14 protein-coding genes are annotated in these 13966 nt (G+C 33.6%); 8 read left to right on the plus strand and 6 right to left on the minus strand.

The window, feature by feature from the left end; genetic code table 11:
* Positions 1 to 41: 41 nt before the first annotated feature.
* The 3 genes from ACEWK1_RS01350 to ACEWK1_RS01360 all read right to left on the minus strand — a co-directional run bounded on the left by ACEWK1_RS01350 (position 42) and on the right by ACEWK1_RS01360 (position 3113).
* Entirely contained in the window at positions 42 to 257 is a 216-nt protein-coding gene (locus ACEWK1_RS01350) for a hypothetical protein (protein ID WP_212134255.1), read from the minus strand.
* Between the two features lie 104 nt (positions 258 to 361).
* The gene (locus ACEWK1_RS01355) at positions 362 to 1477 is read right to left on the minus strand and encodes a glycosyltransferase (protein ID WP_212134256.1); all 1116 of its coding nucleotides are present in this window, start codon (positions 1475 to 1477) and stop codon (positions 362 to 364) included.
* Positions 1478 to 1601: 124 nt separating this feature from the next.
* Positions 1602 to 3113 (minus strand): phytoene desaturase family protein, encoded by a 1512-nt coding sequence (locus ACEWK1_RS01360; protein WP_212134257.1) that lies wholly within the window; start codon positions 3111 to 3113, stop codon positions 1602 to 1604.
* Positions 3114 to 3322: 209 nt separating this feature from the next.
* Between ACEWK1_RS01360 and ACEWK1_RS01365 the strand changes: the two genes are divergently transcribed.
* Both ACEWK1_RS01365 and ACEWK1_RS01370 read left to right on the plus strand, forming a co-directional pair.
* Positions 3323 to 4426 carry a M24 family metallopeptidase gene (locus ACEWK1_RS01365; RefSeq protein WP_212135121.1) on the plus strand — a complete coding sequence of 368 codons (1104 nt, stop codon included), beginning with the start codon at positions 3323 to 3325 and terminating at the stop codon, positions 4424 to 4426.
* Positions 4427 to 4459: 33 nt separating this feature from the next.
* Complete coding sequence (locus ACEWK1_RS01370) at positions 4460 to 5176, plus strand: thermonuclease family protein (protein ID WP_212134258.1); 717 nt, start codon at positions 4460 to 4462, stop codon at positions 5174 to 5176.
* Positions 5177 to 5244: 68 nt separating this feature from the next.
* Here ACEWK1_RS01370 and ACEWK1_RS01375 read toward each other — a convergent pair whose 3' ends face one another.
* On the minus strand, positions 5245 to 6303 hold the full coding sequence (locus ACEWK1_RS01375; protein ID WP_212134259.1) for an EAL domain-containing protein: 1059 nt from the start codon (positions 6301 to 6303) through the stop codon (positions 5245 to 5247).
* Positions 6304 to 6566: 263 nt separating this feature from the next.
* On the opposite strand from ACEWK1_RS01375, the gene ACEWK1_RS01380 reads away from it, so the two are divergent.
* Together ACEWK1_RS01380 and pfkA are read left to right on the plus strand one after the other, a co-directional pair.
* Entirely contained in the window at positions 6567 to 6725 is a 159-nt protein-coding gene (locus ACEWK1_RS01380) for a hypothetical protein (RefSeq protein WP_212134260.1), read from the plus strand.
* A gap of 205 nt (positions 6726 to 6930) precedes the next feature.
* Positions 6931 to 7890 (plus strand): 6-phosphofructokinase, encoded by a 960-nt coding sequence (gene pfkA, locus ACEWK1_RS01385; RefSeq protein WP_212134261.1) that lies wholly within the window; start codon positions 6931 to 6933, stop codon positions 7888 to 7890.
* Positions 7891 to 8438: 548 nt separating this feature from the next.
* Here pfkA and ACEWK1_RS01390 read toward each other — a convergent pair.
* Positions 8439 to 8654 (minus strand): hypothetical protein, encoded by a 216-nt coding sequence (locus ACEWK1_RS01390; RefSeq protein WP_121661146.1) that lies wholly within the window; start codon positions 8652 to 8654, stop codon positions 8439 to 8441.
* Positions 8655 to 8819: 165 nt separating this feature from the next.
* Between ACEWK1_RS01390 and ACEWK1_RS01395 the strand changes: the two genes are divergently transcribed.
* The gene (locus tag ACEWK1_RS01395) at positions 8820 to 9086 is read left to right on the plus strand and encodes a hypothetical protein (protein ID WP_121661147.1); all 267 of its coding nucleotides are present in this window, start codon (positions 8820 to 8822) and stop codon (positions 9084 to 9086) included.
* A 507-nt stretch (positions 9087 to 9593) separates the two neighbouring features.
* Here the strand turns inward: ACEWK1_RS01395 and ACEWK1_RS01400 are convergent.
* Positions 9594 to 10022, minus strand: coding sequence for a hypothetical protein (locus ACEWK1_RS01400; protein WP_121661148.1), 429 nt, complete (start codon positions 10020 to 10022; stop codon positions 9594 to 9596).
* A gap of 109 nt (positions 10023 to 10131) precedes the next feature.
* On the opposite strand from ACEWK1_RS01400, the gene ACEWK1_RS01405 reads away from it, so the two are divergent.
* From ACEWK1_RS01405 to ptsG, 3 genes are all read left to right on the plus strand, one after another.
* The gene (locus tag ACEWK1_RS01405; protein ID WP_121661149.1) at positions 10132 to 10554 is read left to right on the plus strand and encodes a DUF6843 domain-containing protein; all 423 of its coding nucleotides are present in this window, start codon (positions 10132 to 10134) and stop codon (positions 10552 to 10554) included.
* A gap of 153 nt (positions 10555 to 10707) precedes the next feature.
* Positions 10708 to 11544 (plus strand): glucose PTS transporter transcription antiterminator GlcT, encoded by an 837-nt coding sequence (gene glcT / locus ACEWK1_RS01410; protein WP_121661150.1) that lies wholly within the window; start codon positions 10708 to 10710, stop codon positions 11542 to 11544.
* A gap of 236 nt (positions 11545 to 11780) precedes the next feature.
* On the plus strand, positions 11781 to 13889 hold the full coding sequence (ptsG, locus tag ACEWK1_RS01415) for a glucose-specific PTS transporter subunit IIBC (protein ID WP_121661151.1): 2109 nt from the start codon (positions 11781 to 11783) through the stop codon (positions 13887 to 13889).
* The last annotated feature ends 77 nt before the right edge of the window (positions 13890 to 13966 follow it).

The raw sequence follows: 13966 nt of genomic DNA on the forward strand, positions 1-13966 counted from the left end.
TTAAAAGGGTATAAGTCTCCCTCTTTTTTGTTTCCTACATATTATATTGTTTCTTTAGGTGCATTAACTGCTCCTTCTTCTTCATCTGGACGTTTACTAACAATGATATATGAAATAACAAAACAGCAAAAGCCAATAATCCATCCGAAAATCGTACTATAGTAAAAGGTGTCAATTAATGACATTCCTATAAAAGGAGCCATAACCCCTATGATACAAAGTATAGAAACTAAATGACGTTTTACCCAATGAAGCAATACGAACAACTCCTTAGTAGGAAGAAAGATAGACATATAATGTTATTATACAAGAAAAAGAACTTTTGGAGTATCAATGAAATATTAAGAACATGTTACAAATATTAATGATATTTACGGCCTTTCCACATATATCCCTTTTTCATAATTGAAGATTCCATTGAAGAGATTAGTAATGAGATAAAGAATGTTGCAATTATAGGCATTGCAAAACTGATTGATGCATTTTGTTTGGTTTTTCGATCAACAAACCCTTTTTGTGAAACAATAAGAATGTAAGGCAAAATATTAAATATAGTAATATAATCTTTAACAAGTAAATTGTATACTTCATAGACGACAAGTAAACCGGGAAAGATATAGAAACAAAAATAAAAGGAAATAAGAATAATAGCTAAAAAACGAGAACGACCAATTCCGATAAAAGTATTTTTTTTAAATCCTTCCCATACTTCTTTATTACTCTTATACATGTAGCATGTAACAAAAGAAGTTATATTTAAAAGAATAACTTTGTAGCCTTGCTTTTTCATAATCCTCGCTAAATGAACATCATCAAGCAAGGAATTTTTAATGGTTTCGTGACCGCCAATAGTAAAATATGCTTGTCGTTCAAATAACATAAACGACCCATGTGCGGCAGCAGCGGAAGACATTTGCGTATAGTTTGCTAAAAGAAGCGGTAAATGGAAATAAATTAAAAAATGTTGCATAGGCACAAGCCATTTTTCTAAAAGATGTTGTACTGGAAAACGTGGAAAGCCAGTGATTAGATGACCTTTTTGTTTATCAAGCATATGAATAACGGATTGAATAACATCTGGATTTAATCGAATGTCTGCATCTAAAAATAAAAAATAATCACCTTTTGCTTTCTTACTTAATTGGTTACATGCATGGACTTTTCCTGTCCAGCCTTGGGGTAATTCAGTTCCATAGAGTAAAGTAAAACGCTTATCGTTCGATATTAAAGACTTAATAATTAATGATGTTCGATCTGATGATTGATCGTCAAGTAAATAAAATTCTAGGTTTTGATACGTTAATTTTTTTAGAGATGTAATAAGCTCCATTACATTGTCTTCTTCGTTGCGTAAGGGTATTAGAATGGAGACAAGTTTATTGTGGTGAATTCTTTGTTTTTTTATTTCAGGCATAAAGAAAGAGTTAAAAATAGTCCAAATTAAAAATAAACTTAGAATGATGATATAGGTAAGCATAATGATCCCCCGATTTCCGTTTATCAAATATATTGTACTGACTAGGGAGAGGTTTTACATTTCTTAAGGTGTTTTGATGAAAAAACCCACGTAGATTGTTATGTTATCTACATGGGTACACATGCTAGCCTATTTCTCTTTTATGATCATATTTCAAATCGTGTTCCAAAATAAGATCTGCGGTAAGTTGACCTGATAATGTTACCATAGGTACTCCTCCGCCAGGATGTGTTGATCCTCCTACAAAGTAAAGATTTTGTATGTATGAGCTTTTACTAGGAAACTTAAAACCACCGTTCTTCTTCCGGTCTGTGGCAACGCCATAAATCGATCCACCGTTTGCTCCGTATAATTGCTGAAGGTCATTAGGTGTAAACATGTATTCAAATTCAATGGAATTTGATAAATCTGTAACACCCATTTTTTCAAGCTTAGCAATAATTAATTTCCGGTATTCCAGTGCTTTATTATCCCATGTTTCTCCTTCTTTTAACGGGGGTACATGAGTTAAAACAAATAAGTTTTCCTTGCCCTCAGGTGCTTGTGTCGGATCAGATTTAGAGGATATTCCGACATAAATTGTTGGGTCTTCTGGTGCTGTTTCCTCATTGTAAAGTTGATTAAACTCTTTTTCTGGTGATGCTGAAAAGAAAAAATTATGATGTGTAAGATGTTTATATTTTCTATTAACCCCTAATAAAAGCACTAGGCCAGATACTGTTGGAGGAAACTTTTCCTGTTCCTGAATAAAATCATGATGTAAAGGGTGATTCTCTAACAAAGTTTGGTAGGTAGGTACAACCTCTAAATTGGAGACTATAATGTCAGCTTCTACTATTTGTCCATTTTCAAGCTCTACACCTGTTGCTTTTTTTCCATTTGATATGATCTTTTTTACTTTTGTGTTTAGATGTACATTCACTTGTAATTCATGTAAGACCTTCGACATAGCATTTGCAATTTCATACATGCCACCATCAACATAATATATTCCAAGTCCTAATTGAACATGTGCTAACTGTGACAAAACGGCAGGAGCATGATAGGGGGAAGACCCAATATACATGATTAAAAAGTTAAACAATTGCTGAATTTTTTTATCCTTAAAAAATTTACGCGTCCCTTGGTGCATTGTTTTCATCGGATCCATTGATAATAATTCTTTAACCGTATGCATGGATCTTAAATCCTGTAATCCTCTTAAACTTTTTTTGTACACACTTTTTAAGCTATACTCATACATTTTGCTACAATAATTCAAATAATTGAAAAGCTCACCTGCGTCTTCTTTAGATACTGATCTTAGTTGTCTAATTAACTCAGGTAAATCACTTGTAAGTTCGATGGTTGTGCCATCTTCAAAAAATGTCTTCCATTGTGGCTCGATTCTTTTTAATTTAATATAGTCAGTAAGGTTTCGATTAGCATTTTGAAATAACTGTTCAAGTACCCATGGCATGGTTAGAATAGAGGGTCCCGTGTCAAAGGAAAAACCATTTCCACCTCTCCTGTTCAACTTTCCTCCAAGTCGCTCGCCTTTTTCAATAATCGTAACATCATAGTTATCGACAGCAAGACGTATACCTGCTGACATCCCACCTAAACCTCCACCGATAATAACAACTTTTTTATTCATTTTTTCCTCCAAAATGTTTTAGAATGAAAAGTATGTGAAAATTCACCTCTATAAAACCTCATTTTATCCATCATTTTCCTATTCGAGACAGTATATTTCTTTCTTAATAGATATTTTTTAACAGAGCAGTTTCTATGGGTTGTGTTAAATTGTACTTTCTGATGTTCATTGCTATCATGTAAAGAGAAGATTAGAAGGGTAGTGAAATGATGAAAAATCGTATAGAAAAAGTAATGAAATGGCTTCAAGAAGAAAACATTGATATGTGTTTTATTCAATCTAAAGAAAATGTCTTTTATCTATCTCATTTTTATACTGACCCACATGAAAGACTATTGGGGGTTTTTATATTTAAAGAAGCTGAACCTATTATGGTTTGTCCAAATATGGAGGTTAATCAGGCAAAGGCAGCTGGGTGGGAAAATGAAATTATTGGTTATAGTGATCACGAAGATCCATGGGTGTTAATTAAGGAAAGAGTGAAAATTAGATATAAACATTCTATAAATAAAGTTGCGGTGGAAATAGATACTACTTCATACAGTAGGGTTGAAAAGTTAAAACAACTTTCTAATGAAGATGTTCAAATTGTTTCAGCTGAGGATAAGTTAAATCAACTTAGACTAAAAAAGGACAAAAATGAAATAAAAATCTTAACTGAGGCTGCTAAACTTGCAGACTATGGAGTCCAAATTGGAGTAGAATCGCTTAAAAATGGTGTTACTGAAATGGAAGTATTGGCGACCATTGAATACGAGCTCAAGAAAAAAGGTATAAGAGAAATGTCATTTTCGACAATGGTTTTATTTGGAGAAAAGTCAGGAGATCCTCATGGAAATCCCGGGTTGAGACAGCTTACTGATGGAGATTTTGTCTTATTTGATCTTGGTGTTGTGTTAGACGGTTATTGCTCCGATATTACAAGAACCTTTGTGTATAAACAGGCTAATGAAAAGCAAGAAGAAATCTATCATACTGTATTACAGTCACAGTTAGCTGCATTGGAAGCAAGTAAACCTGGTACCCGAATTGGCGATTTAGATGAAATAGCTAGAAAACTTATAACAGATGCAGGCTATGGCGAATATTTCCCACATCGTCTTGGGCATGGATTAGGAATTAATGTTCATGAATATCCTTCTATGAGTCATATTAATGACAACTTGTTAACAGAAGGGATGGTTTATACAATCGAACCTGGAATATACATACCTTCAATTGGAGGGGTACGTATTGAGGATGATGTGTTAATAACAGAAAGTGGGAATAAAACTTTAACAACATCTCCTAAGAATTTTACTGTAATAAAATAACAGAAGTGCATATAAGGAATTGACAAAATAAAGATGAGAAAAAAATTAATTATCCTATTTTTCCCGATGCTTATGTTTTTAGTGACAATAGCATGCTCTACAAATCAAGATAGCAAAAATCTTGTTTCTGCTAAAGTGGTAAATGTCGTAGACGGAGATACATTAAACGTTATGATTAGCGGTAAAGAAGAAACAATACGATTACTATTAGTAGATACTCCGGAGACGGTTCACCCTACTAAACCTGTTCAACCGTTTGGACTAGAGGCAAGTAACTATTTAAAAGAGCTATTAAATGGTAAAGGTGTCCAGGTTGAAGTAGGAATAGGCGAACGTGATAAATATGGCAGGCTGTTGGGATATGTGTATATTGATAAACAAATGGTAAATAAGCTGCTTTTGCAAAAAGGTTTAGCGAGAGTGGCTTATGTGTTTGAACCTAATACAAAATATATTGATGAATTCAATTCGATTCAAAAGCAAGCTCAACAAAATGAAGTTGGAATTTGGAGTATTGAAAACTATGCAACAGATGAAGGTTTCCAGACAACACTAAATGAAGAACAAAACGAAATAAATCCAAATTTACAAGTGAATGAAGAGTGTACAATTAAAGGGAACATTAATTCAAAGGGGGAAAGAATCTTCCATACAGAACAATCCCCTTCATATGAATTGACAAAGCCAGAAGCAATGTTTTGTACAGAAGATGAAGCAAGAGCAGCAGGATATCGAGCGGTTAAAAGATAACACAAAAGGGATTCAATTTTTGAATCCCTTTTGTGTTATGTAGAATTACCTGTTACACCTAGGTTTGACTACAGACCTGCTAGCTGACGATTTTCTTTATCAAATAAGAGTAATGAAGGATTTGGGCTTGGCTTACCGATAAAATATCCTTGTGCTAAATCAATACCAATTTCCTTTAAATATTGAAACTCTTCTTTTGTTTCAATACCTTCACCTAACACTGTAATACCTAGGTCTTTTGCTAAATTCATTACCCCAAGTAAAAAAGTTTGATTGTCTTTGTTCATATGACAATCTTGAATATACTTTCTATCAATTTTAATATAATCAGGACGAAGCTTAGAAAGCATATCTAGTGTAGAATATCCAGCGCCAACATCGTCCAATGCAACTTTCATACCATGTTCTCTATATGTTTCTAGGATTGATTTTAGATGTTGTACATCATGTATCTTCTCTGTCTCTACTACTTCAAACACAAGGTCATATGGATCCACATTGTATTTTTCAACAATTTGAAATGTGTGTTTTAAGCAATGTGCAGGGTTATATATTGTTGATGGTAAGAAGTTGATGAAGCTTTTAATTCCTTGTGGTATACGATTAGTTCGAGATTCTATGGCTATCTCACGAGCTTTTTTATCTAAAATGGAGTGCATTTCTGTTTTTCTGGCAACTTCAAAGAGTTGACTTGGAAAAATAGATTGATCCTTCACCCTAAGAAGTGATTCATATCCATAAATATCACCACTGTCCATATTAATGATGGGCTGGAGATAACTAATAAACTCTCCATTTTTTATAATGTTAACTGTATTTTCATGAAAAGTGTGTTCATATATTGTTTGTAATGAATACCTTTCAAAAAGTCCCGGTACTTCTTCCTTGTGTATAGCTCCTTTAAATTCTTCAAGAGTATTACCCAATTCATAATGGATAAAAGAAAGAAACTCCTTTAATGCACTTTTTGACTCAAAAGCATGAATAAAATGATTTGTATTAACCTGTTTAAAATAAAGTTTCGTCAAGGTTTTTGTTAATTTATCATGATTGCTAGGAAATATTGAAAGAAAACCCTGATTATATATTTTAAGAGGTTGAAAGCAGGATCTACAATAATTGACCATCTTTATCCCTCGATTCAATATCAAATTTAGATTGATTTTATTTTATCAAAGATTATACAAAAGTTAAACAAAAATAATTCACGAATGGAATTATTAATTGATTTTAATGAATTGATTATCTTGTCCAATGTTTGGGTATAGCATAAAAATAAAAGGAGTTTTAAATGAGTTCTTTTGACATTGTTTATTTAAACACAGGGTGTCTAACCAAAGTGCTTTGGTTAAAAAGAAAAAAATGGGAAAGTCTAAAGGAGTGGTAATGATTGATAAAAGCCATTGTTTTTGATGTGTATGGGATATTGTTTAATGTTCATTCTGTTGTTGAAAAATGTACCTCCCTTTACCCTGAAAAGGACATGAACTTAGTGAACTTTGGAGAAGAAAACATTAGAGTACTCTTTTTTGAGGTAGCTTATGTGTAATTATGAGAATTTTTTTCGATTACAAAAGAGTCATTAGCACATTCTTGTAGAGTTTAACTCTCCCTTATAATTCCGAAATTGAGGAAATCTTGATAAATGAATATGTGAATTTATCTTTATATGATGAAGTTGAAGGGACTTTTCCTGACAATGAGTACAATAACTTAAAAGGAATGATTTAGAAATTCATCAGGAGGTTATATTTATGAAAAAAATAGCAGTGTTAACGAGCGGTGGAGATTCACCAGGTATGAATGCAGCTATTCGTGCTGTTGTTCGGAAAGGGATTCATGAGGGATTGGACGTTTATGGTGTGTATCATGGCTATGCTGGTTTGATGGAAGGGAAAATAAACAAACTGGAGCTAGGTTCAGTTGGGGATATTATCCATCGCGGTGGCACGATTCTTTATACAGCACGATCAGAAGAATTTAAAAAAGATGAATCACAGCACAAGGCAATAAGACAATTAAAAGATTTAGGTATCGATGGATTGGTAGTTATAGGAGGAGATGGCTCATATCGTGGGGCCGCAAAATTAACTGAAAAAGGTTTTCCATGTGTTGGTTTACCAGGAACAATTGATAATGATATCCCGGGAACAGATTACACCATTGGATATGATACGGCTTTAAACACTGTTGTCGAAAATATTGATAAAATAAGGGACACAGCAACTTCTCATGATCGAATATTTATTATTGAAGTAATGGGGCGTCATGCAGGAGATATTGCGCTTTTCTCTGGGGTTGCTGTCGGGGCTGAAACGATATTAATCCCTGAAAGAACGTTTGATCTAAAAGATGTTGTTGAAAAATTAAATAAAGGTATTAAACGCGGCAAAAAGCACTCTATTATTGTCTTAGCGGAGGGAGTTTGTTCTGCAAATGAACTTGCAGAACAATTAAAGGAAAAATACCATCTAGAAACTAGAATTTCCGTTTTAGGGCATATTCAAAGAGGAGGATCTCCTACAGGTTTTGATCGTGTTTTAGCATCAAGATTAGGGGCCAGAGCTGTTGAACTTTTACTACAAGGAAAATCAGGCAGAGCAATTGGCATGCAAAAGCAAGAAATTGTTGACCATGATATTATTGAGATTTTAAAACAAAAAGATCCATTACCAGAGGGAGTATACACACTATCACAGGAATTATCAATATAAGATATAGTTTTGAAAAATAAAGCGTACATTGACAGAGGCTGACTGTTTCAAGTAAACAGTCAGCCTCCTTTTGTTGAAAGTCGAGAAACCATATTCAATATACTTTCACGACCTTCTTTTCTTGTTGTTTATGTAAGCTTATTTAGCTTTAAAAATGATTTTTTGTTAAAGTCTATTTATTGACGCCTTAAGATATAAGCCCTGCCTCTCTTATATCGTTGCGGCTCCTTGGCCGCGCCACTGATTAAGCGTCTTGAAGTTAGTTGTATCGTGATGTTGCTTCATTGCGCGCTTAATTATGTAATACCCATATTGAACATTACAAAACATAAAGACAAGCTATTTTTGAGAAGTTAAATTAACAGAACTACAATCATCCTATGCTGTTTATGGAAAAATGTTATTGAGAAGAGGAATTATCAACAATTGATTTGCAAATCCTTTTATCTTAAATAAACAAGGCTTCTTTAAAGCTGACTAAAGTTATCCAAGATAAATATTTGCTGCGGGAGGACTGTTTGTGAGTTAAAGTGAATACTTTGATATTCTTAGATTGCTTTTAAAGAAGGGTCCATTCCTGCAGAAAGTACATTTTTAAGTGTAAAGGTACGAATTTCTTTTCGTAAATAACAATAAGCTATTATTTTCTCAGCTGTTATTTTTCGCACAAGTATTTTTCTTTTTGAAAAGCTGCCTGATGCAGATAAGTAAATAATTGTAATCGGCACTTTGTTTTCTAAGCTTAATTTTAAAAAGTATTTCATAAGGACACCTCCATCTTTCTTCATCTCTATTATATACGAACATACATTCTTTTATCCACTAAAAACGAACATACATTCTATATTTTTTAGCCATATTTTTTCTATTTCAGGCGTAAGATGTAAGGATAACATTTTTAGTTTAGATCCTTGAGAGGGGAGATAAGGATGACAGAACGAGAAAAAATACGATTAATCCAAGAAATTTCAAAAGAAATGATGAAACATTCAGTGAAGGATCGAAAAGGAACACATACTAGTGATCAGGAAAAAGCAGTTGAACTACTTGCAAGAGCCTTACATGATTTTTCTGATCTGTATTTAAAGCAACAAAACGAGGATGAAGTTTTAAAAGGAATATTAGCAAAAGTGAAAATTGCCTGCAATACTATGGAACGAGTTAAGAAACCAAATATAGTTATTAAAAGAGTATAAATTACACTTATATAAAGAGGAGGTGATTAATATAGGAGAATTGAATTAAAAGGAGAACATATGTTCCAATTTGGATTTACTTTATGATACAATAAGTTTGCAGTCAAGCGATCGAACAAGCCCCTTCGAAAAGGAGGTGATGCTTGTTGACGATTTATGAGAGTCTAATATCTATGTTTACGTTTGCTTCTTTAGTTATAGCCATTCTGGCTTTTTCACAAAAAAAATAGACCTTCTAGAGGTCTAATCATTTTTATCTTTTTTTAGATCTGTCGACTGCAGACTGTGGATGCTGCAACATCCACGGTCAACTATAATCCTATTATACCATAATAGGAAGTATGATTAGTTAGTACAAACCTATTGATTATTAATTATTTTTTTAGTTGTCATTGATTCCATTGCTTCGTTTGTTGTTTTTGAAGTTTTTGTATCATTGATGGTTTTCAGGTGTTTAACCTCCACAACTTTTTCCTTCCCTATTTTCTACAGATAAGTACTTTTTCTTTAATGTCCAATGTCCAAAGTTTTCAAAAAATCGGTAAAATTATAGTCTATATCAAAAAACATAGGTGTATTTTCATCGTCATATAAAATTAATCTTCCTTGATTCTCTGTTGACGGATCATATATTAATATAATTTCTGTGATAAGTGAATCAAACCATTTGTTTTTAACATTATATGATTTTGTTAATGGTATTCTGATGAGATATCCTTTATTTGGTATAGGATTTGCTTGAACTGTAACCTTCTGAATGCCCTTAATTGCGCTAATTGCATATTGATCCATTTTAGAAGATTGTTCCGCTTGTTTAACAATTGCATTTGTTTCGATATCCATTACTTTAATTTGTTGATTTTCTGCAATTGCAACATGACTAACACTAACAATGAGAAAAAAAATAACGTGAACCAAAAGGTATTTTTTCTTCATTTTTTTCACCTCAGTTATTAGTCTTTCCAACAAGAAAAATAATCAACATGGAATTATTACCTAATAGAACTTGCCGAAAGTCGCCATCCTAACTAAAGGAGGTGATAAGATGATACAAAAACTACTCCTTATTATAGGATGTTTCCTTTTTGTTGTTGGTTGTAAACAAGATGATCAGGTGTCTGCTCGAACATTCTTAATACCAGAAGGATATGTAGGTTGGGTTCAAGTAAAATATGATCAACAATTACCTAAAAAAGTAATGAATAATGAAAAAAATCAGGTATATAGAGTTAGTCAAAACGGAATGACATACACAGATGAAGAACATATCCACGAGGGTTGGGCAACTAATAAATATTATTATGTAAACGATAAAGGAGAACGAACCCCACTAGTACCAGGTAAGATGGTTCATGGACCATCAAGTGGGAGAGAATTAGCTGGCAAAACGGTTGAATATTTTTTTATAGGGTCATCAGATCAGTTTCATAAGGATGAATATGTGCCTAATGAATACGAAGTAAATTAACGGCTGCAATATGCAGCTTTTCTTTTTCTTCTAAAACAAACAAGTCATGAGTAAAAAGAAATTTTTCTACAATAAGCGACAAATTCATTGACGTCCATACATAACTTTTGTACGATATGAAGGATTGAATGAAAAGGAGCTGTGGATTTCGCGATGGAGTCCTTTAAAATAAAAAAAACTTTAAATAACAACGTTTTGATCGCATCACATGATTCATACGGAGAAGTTGTTTTAATTGGAAAAGGTATTAGTTTTGGTAAAAAAGAAGGAGACACTATTCACGAGGATAGCTATGAAAAAATGTTTGTTTTAACAAATCAAAAGGAGCAGGAGCAATATAAGTTACTGCTAACAGATATTGATGAAGAAATGCTCGAAATTATGCAGGAAGTAATTCAATATATTTTTGAACGTGTTGACAAGCCTTTAAATGAACATATTCATATAGCACTTACTGACCATATAGCATTTGCTTTAAAGCGTTTGCAACAAGGTATGGATATAAAGAATCCGTTTCTTCTCGAAACAAAGTCTTTATATCCTTTTGAATATGAGCTGGCAACAGAAGTTATTAATATGCTGAATGAAAAATTAAACGTACAGCTGCCCCATGGTGAAATTGGTTTTATTGCGCTTCATATTCATAGCTCAATATCTAATAAGCCACTTTCAGAAGTGAACCAATATTCTCAGCTTATTAGCCGGTTAACAGAAGTGATAGAAGAGTCTTTAAAAATTAAAGTTGATCGAGAGAGTGTTAACTATTTACGGTTAATTCGCCATCTTCGATACACAATTGAAAGAGTGAATTCGGGAGAATCTGTTTCAGAACCAGAAAAATTAGCTTTTTTGTTGAAAAAGGAATATCCGTTATGCTACAATACTTCTTGGAAAATGATAAAAGTCATGCAACAGGTTTTAAAGAAATCTGTTTATGAAGCTGAAGCAGTTTACTTAACAATGCATTTATATCGACTAACAAATAAATAATTGTAACCGATATTATTCACGTGTTACTGATTCGATCAGGCATGAGTGAACAAGGTGTTTTTAATTGCTATTTTGGGGAACTATACCTAATAGCAGCTAAAATACATGTTCACCATGCCTTTTTTGTATGCATTAAGACAATTTCTGAGCTTAATGTAAACGGTTAATAGTAGATTGTTTTCTAGGCTTTGTACTTTTATTGACTACAGTAATGAACAAAATAGGAGGAAATGATTATGTTTAAAAATGCATTCGGCGTCTTGCAAAAAGTCGGACGTGCACTAATGTTGCCAGTTGCATTATTACCAGCTGCTGGTTTATTGCTTGCATTAGGTAATGCACTTCAAAATCCAACGCTTACTGATTTAGCACCATTCTTAACAGCTGATTGGATCGTGTTAATCGCAAGTGTTATGGAAAATGCAGGTAACGTCGTATTCTCGAATTTACCTGTTTTATTCGCAGTTGGGGTTGCGATTGGTTTAGCTAACGGTGATGGAGTTGCTGGTATTGCGGCTTTAATTGGTTATTTAATAATGAATATTACAATGAGTAGTATCCTTAAGGGAGTCGGTACACTTCCATCAGGTGGACAGGAGCTTGCTGACTTTTTAGCGAACAACGGTGCTGCGTATGGAAATGTACTAGGTATCCCAACCCTTCAGACTGGGGTATTTGGTGGTATTATCGTAGGTATTATCGCTGCTGCCATGTATAATCGCTTTTTCACTATCGACTTACCATCTTATTTAGGATTTTTTGCTGGTAAGCGTTTCGTACCGATTGTAACGGCTGGAGCAACAGTATTACTTGGTATTGTTATGTATTTTGTTTGGCCTCCAATTCAAACAGGCCTGAACGCTTTTTCCACTAACTTATTAGATGCAAACAGAACGGTAGCAGCCTTCATATTTGGTGTTATTGAACGTTCGTTAATTCCGTTTGGTCTTCATCATATCTTCTATTCACCATTCTGGTTTGAATTCGGAAGCTATGTAAATGCTGCTGGAGAAACTGTACGTGGAGATCAAACAATCTTCTTTTCTCAAATAAGAGATGGTGTTCAAGATTTAACAGCTGGTACATTTATGACTGGTAAATTCCCATTCATGATGTTTGGTTTACCTGCTGCAGCACTAGCGATTTATCATGAAGCAAGACCAGAACATAAAAAAGTTGTTGCAGGTTTAATGGGTTCAGCTGCTTTAACTTCTTTCTTAACAGGTATTACAGAACCACTTGAATTCTCTTTCTTATTCGTAGCACCAGTATTATTTGGTATCCATGCAATCTTTGCTGGTTTATCGTTTATGATTATGCACATTCTTGATGTTAAAATTGGGATGACATTCTCTGGAGGTTTAATTGACTTCCTATTATTCGGAGTATTAAACCCACAAACAAACTGGTGGCTAGTTATTCCTGTAGGTTTAGTTTTTGCAGTTGTTTATTACTTCGGTTTCCGTTTTGCAATTAGAAAGTGGAATCTTGCCACTCCTGGTCGTGAGGAAACAGATGTTGAAACATCTGATGAAGGACAAGCAAAAGCTAATGCGGGAGATTTACCATTCCAAGTGTTAGAATCCTTAGGTGGCTCTGGAAACATTAAGCACTTAGACGCTTGTATTACACGTTTACGTGTTACAGTCAATGATAGTAAGGGTGTTGACAAAGATCGCTTGAAAAAGCTTGGAGCATCCGGTGTGTTGGAAATTGGAAACAACATTCAAGCAATCTTTGGACCTAAATCTGATAATTTAAAGACTCAAATTCAGGATGTTATGTCTGGAAAACGCCCTAAAGCAACGCAAACTCATTCTCAAGAAAAAGAAGTACAAGAGCAAGTTGAGGATGTTGTAGCTGACGGCTTGAAAAATGATGTAATAGATGAAACATTTGTTTCGCCACTTACAGGTGAGATGAAAAATATTACAGAAGTTCCAGACCAAGTATTCTCTGGAAAAATGATGGGTGATGGTTTTGCCATTCTTCCTTCTAACGGAACAGTCGTTTCACCTGTTAATGGTAAAATCTTAAATGTTTTCCCTACAAAACATGCTATTGGTATTCAATCTGATGGTGGAAAAGAAATTCTTATTCACTTTGGTATTGATACAGTTAACCTAAAAGGTGAAGGTTTTGAAGCATTTGTCCAAGAAGGTGACATTGTTGAACAAGGTCAAAAACTTCTAGAAGTTGATCTAGAATTTGTAAAATCTAATGCACCTTCAATCATGACTCCAATCGTATTCACGAACTTAAAAGAGGGTCAATCAATCAAACTGCAAACAAAAGGTAATGTTGCAGCAAATGATACTGATATCATTGAGATCGAAGGTAAGTAATTTTACTATTAAAAAGCCACACTTGTATTTTTACATGTGTGGCTGATAAAATTAATTTTTGAATAATATGAATGATT

Source organism: Metabacillus sp. YM-086, assembly GCF_048059995.1.
Taxonomy (GTDB): Bacteria; Bacillota; Bacilli; order Bacillales; family Bacillaceae; genus Metabacillus; species Metabacillus litoralis_B.